The 3,899-nt window shown below is 44.4% G+C and carries 3 protein-coding genes; all 3 read left to right on the top strand.

The genetic code is table 11. The annotated features are described in order from the left end of the window. Positions 1-290: 290 nt before the first annotated feature. The 3 genes from AC29Z1_RS03410 (at position 291) to AC29Z1_RS03400 (ending at position 3,840) form a co-directional block, all read left to right on the top strand. Positions 291-1,304, top strand: coding sequence for a glycoside hydrolase family 130 protein (locus AC29Z1_RS03410; RefSeq protein WP_488270054.1), 1,014 nt, complete (start codon positions 291-293; stop codon positions 1,302-1,304). 311 nt (positions 1,305-1,615) lie between these two features. Continuing rightward, positions 1,616-2,794, top strand: coding sequence for a glycosyltransferase family 4 protein (locus tag AC29Z1_RS03405; RefSeq protein ID WP_488270053.1), 1,179 nt, complete (start codon positions 1,616-1,618; stop codon positions 2,792-2,794). Between the two features lie 2 nt (positions 2,795-2,796). Continuing rightward, positions 2,797-3,840 carry a glycosyltransferase gene (locus AC29Z1_RS03400; RefSeq protein WP_488270052.1) on the top strand — a complete coding sequence of 348 codons (1,044 nt, stop codon included), beginning with the start codon at positions 2,797-2,799 and terminating at the stop codon, positions 3,838-3,840. The last annotated feature ends 59 nt before the right edge of the window (positions 3,841-3,899 follow it).

Raw genomic sequence — 3,899 nt, 5'->3', positions numbered from 1 at the left:
AAAAAGAGGCGTGTCACAAGACGTTTTTTCCATAAACGTTTTGCGACACGCCCTGTATTGAGATTACGCTTGACAGAGCTATAACAAGATTTATGAAGAATTCCTATGGAATAAAATGATAAATTTAAATTTTACAACAAATTTGACATATACATCGATTGACAGGCATATTTTGGATGGATAAAATAATGTTAAAATTATGTTAGCACTCACAAGGACAGAGTGCTAACAGTACCTCCGCTGATTTTTGTGTGATCTATTTACATTAAAAATTGGAAGGGGTTTTTTTATTGACAAAGCGTTTTCAATCAAGGTTGCGATGTCTAAATGGTAATAGCAGCGCTAATACGTATCGGGAATTGTTCAAGCGCCACCCGAAGAATCCGATTTTAACCAGTCAAAACTGGCCATATGCTGCCAACACCGTGTTTAACCCGGCAGCAACCAAATATGATGGAAAGATTTTGCTTCTTGTGCGGGTGGAAGATAGGCGAGGCTTTTCCCACTTTACAAAGGCTATTAGCGAAAATGGGGTCGACAACTGGCAGATAGACAATGTACCTACATTAGAACCAGATCCGGCTAATTATCCGGAAGAAATTTGGGGCATTGAGGACCCTAGGATTACCAGGTTGGAAGAGCTAAACAAATGGGCAGTGGCCTATACGGCGTATTCTACAGGCGGTCCGCTGGTTTCTCTTGCTTTGACAGAAGATTTTACCCATTTTGAGCGCTTAGGACCTATGGTCTTGCCGGATGATAAAGACGCGGCGCTCTTTCCTCGCCGTTTCAACGGTAAATGGTATTTGATTCATAGGCCTATTTCGCATCATTATGGCGCCATTGGTCATATTTGGCTTTCTTGTTCTCCTGACCTACGGTATTGGGGCAATCATCGAATTCTCTTGAAAGCCAGGCCCGGAGGCTGGTGGGATTCCCAGAAAATTGGCCTATCAGCACAACCGCTTGAGACTCCGGATGGTTGGCTAATTCTTTATCATGGGGTACGGGTAACGGCGGCCGGTGCAATCTATAGACTAGGCTTAGCGCTTTTGGATCTGGAAGATCCATCCCGTGTCTTGCGGCGAGGCGATGAGTGGGTCTTTGGCCCTTCAGCAATTTATGAACGCGAGGGAGATGTTGACGATGTGGTCTTTCCTTGTGGATGGGTGCTGGAAGACGACGGCACAGTGAAGATGTATTACGGAGGTGCCGATACGTGTGTTGCGCTGGCAACCGCATCGCTAAGTGATTTGCTTGAATACATAAAGAGCTGTCCAGAAGTTGAGGCTGAAGGCTTTTAGCTGGATAGTTTGGGGGAACCCCACCTGAAAGCGGCTAATCCATTATCTTGCCCGAAGCGAGAATGATGAGATCGTCGTGACTTCGGGTTATTATGTAAATATATAGAGTTTGCGGTAAGAATCGGTTTGGAGAAAATACGCCGCTGGAAACTGGGGGTGCCATCAAACGCCGAAAAGCGTTTTGATGGTACTTTCCTTATGTTTAAATACCGACATATTGAACACCTTTACGACAAATTAACAAATTACTGCTACTTGTTGTGATATAGAAAAACCAAAAACTATTTTAAAACAAAGGAGGCAATGTTTAGATGGTTACCGCTAATCGTATTCGTAACGTAGCTTTTCTGAGCACATATCCTCCAAGAGAGTGTGGACTGGCTACCTTTACCCAGGATCTCGTACAGGCTCTAGACGTCTTTGATGATTTAATCAAGACAAAAGTCATTGCTGTAAGTAACGGCGAATATTATAACGATCCTAAGGTAATGGCGGTGTTACCCCAACATGACAAATGGAGCTACATCGATCTTGCGGAAAAAATCAATGAGTCAGGGATTGACCTGCTGGTCATCGAACATGAATATGGTATTTTCGGTGGATTCTGCGGCGATTACCTTTTGGATTTGATTAAAAACCTTAAGGTTCCGATTGTAACCACCCTTCACACGGTGTTGCCCAATCCCAGCTTTAAGCAAAAACAAATACTGACCGCATTGGGTGCGGCCAGTGTCAAGGTTGTTACCATGGCTAGAAACACCGTAAAAATACTTCAGAATGTCTACGGCATAGATGCCGGCAAGATCGAGGCGATCCATCATGGTGTTCCATTCCGCCTACTTGAGTCCAGAGATAAATTAAAGAAAAAACATGGGTATGCCAATCTAAACATTATTTCCACTTTTGGTCTTATCAGCCCAGGAAAAGGACTAGAATACGGGATCGAAGCCATTGCGCAGGTGGTGAAAGACCATCCTAACACGCTTTATCTGATTCTCGGGAAAACACATCCGGGGGTCAAGAGTGAACAAGGAGAAAACTATCGGGAAAAACTGATTGCGATTACTGAGTGGCTGGGAATTGAAAACCATGTGCGGTTTATAGATAAATATCTTACTAAGGAAGAAATTATTTACTACCTCCAGTTAAGTGACATTTATCTCACCCCGTATTTATCAAAAGACCAGGCAGTTAGCGGCACCCTCGCCTATGCTGTCGGTGCTGGCAGGGTAGTAGTTTCTACTCCATACTTATATGCGCAGGAGCTATTAGGAGAAGGCCGGGGACTTTTGGCTGAATTCCGTGATGCCAATTCCATCGCTAATTGCATCAAGTATGTTTTGGATAATCCTGACAAAAAGAGTGAAATGGAGCGCAAGACGGCGAAGCTGGGTCAAAATATGTTGTGGAATACAGTGGCGGCTGAATATTTCAAATTATTCCTGAAAATAACTGGTAACAGCAAAGATGCGGGTGTCAAGGTGAGTTAATAATGGAAACCTTTTCAGCGTTACCTTTCAACGTCGATCATCTGTTTCGGATGACAGACGATACCGGAATGTTTCAGCACGCAAAGTTTAGCGTTCCTGATCCCACTCATGGATATACCACCGATGACAACGCCAGAGCACTGATCGTGGCAATGCTGTTATGGACAATATATGAGCAGGAAGAATACCTTGATTTGGCTTATCGATATCTTTCTTTTGTTTTGCACGCGCAAACGGAAAACGGAAAGTATCGAAACTTTATGTCTTACGACCGCAAATTTCTTGAAGAGGAAGGCTCAGAAGACTGCTTTGGTCGGTGTCTTTGGGCGTTGGGATATGTTGTGGCGAACCCTAAAACGCCTGATGGCATGAAAGAAGCTTGCCAAATGCTGATTTCAAAAAGTTTGATTCATGTACCCAATGTAAAGTGGCTTAGGGCTAAAGCCTACAGTATTATCGGACTGAGGTATCTAGCAACCGACCAAGCCTATGACCTGATTCGGAGGTTAGCCGAGTCTTTGGCCGACAGCTACAAACAGCACGCAGTGGAAAAGTGGCATTGGTTCGAGGATAGTATGACTTACAGCAATGCCGTTTTGCCCTGGGCGATGTTTGTTGCCAGTAAGCTAATGGACAACAGGGAGTGGCTATCGATCGCCGAAGAAAGCCTGGCATTCTTAGAAAAGATAACTTTCCCCAATGGATACTTCAAACCTATCGGGTGCCGCGGCTGGTACTCGAAAGACGGTATTCCGGCCCAATATGATGAGCAGCCGCTGGAAGCTTGCGAGATGGCGTTGGCTTATCTTGAAGGATATTCTGCCAACCGCAGGATTGATTACTTATCGAAAGCCAAAACATGCCGAAATTGGTATCTGGGGGAAAACTCTCTGGCAGCAAGCCTGATTGATCCGCAGACCGGCGGCTGTTATGACGGAATTACGCCGACCGGCCTAAACCTGAATCAAGGGGCAGAAAGTATTATTTCTTACTTTATGTGCAGTTTGACTATTGACGCAATGAATTTTGAAGGGGCAGATCCGTAACGGTGGCGTGAGTTAACGTAAGTTAACTTGAACTGTTCAGAGGATACACTATGTTTTAC

This window comes from Sporomusa sp., from assembly GCF_057736855.1.
This window is presented reverse-complemented; position numbering and strand designations above follow the sequence as displayed.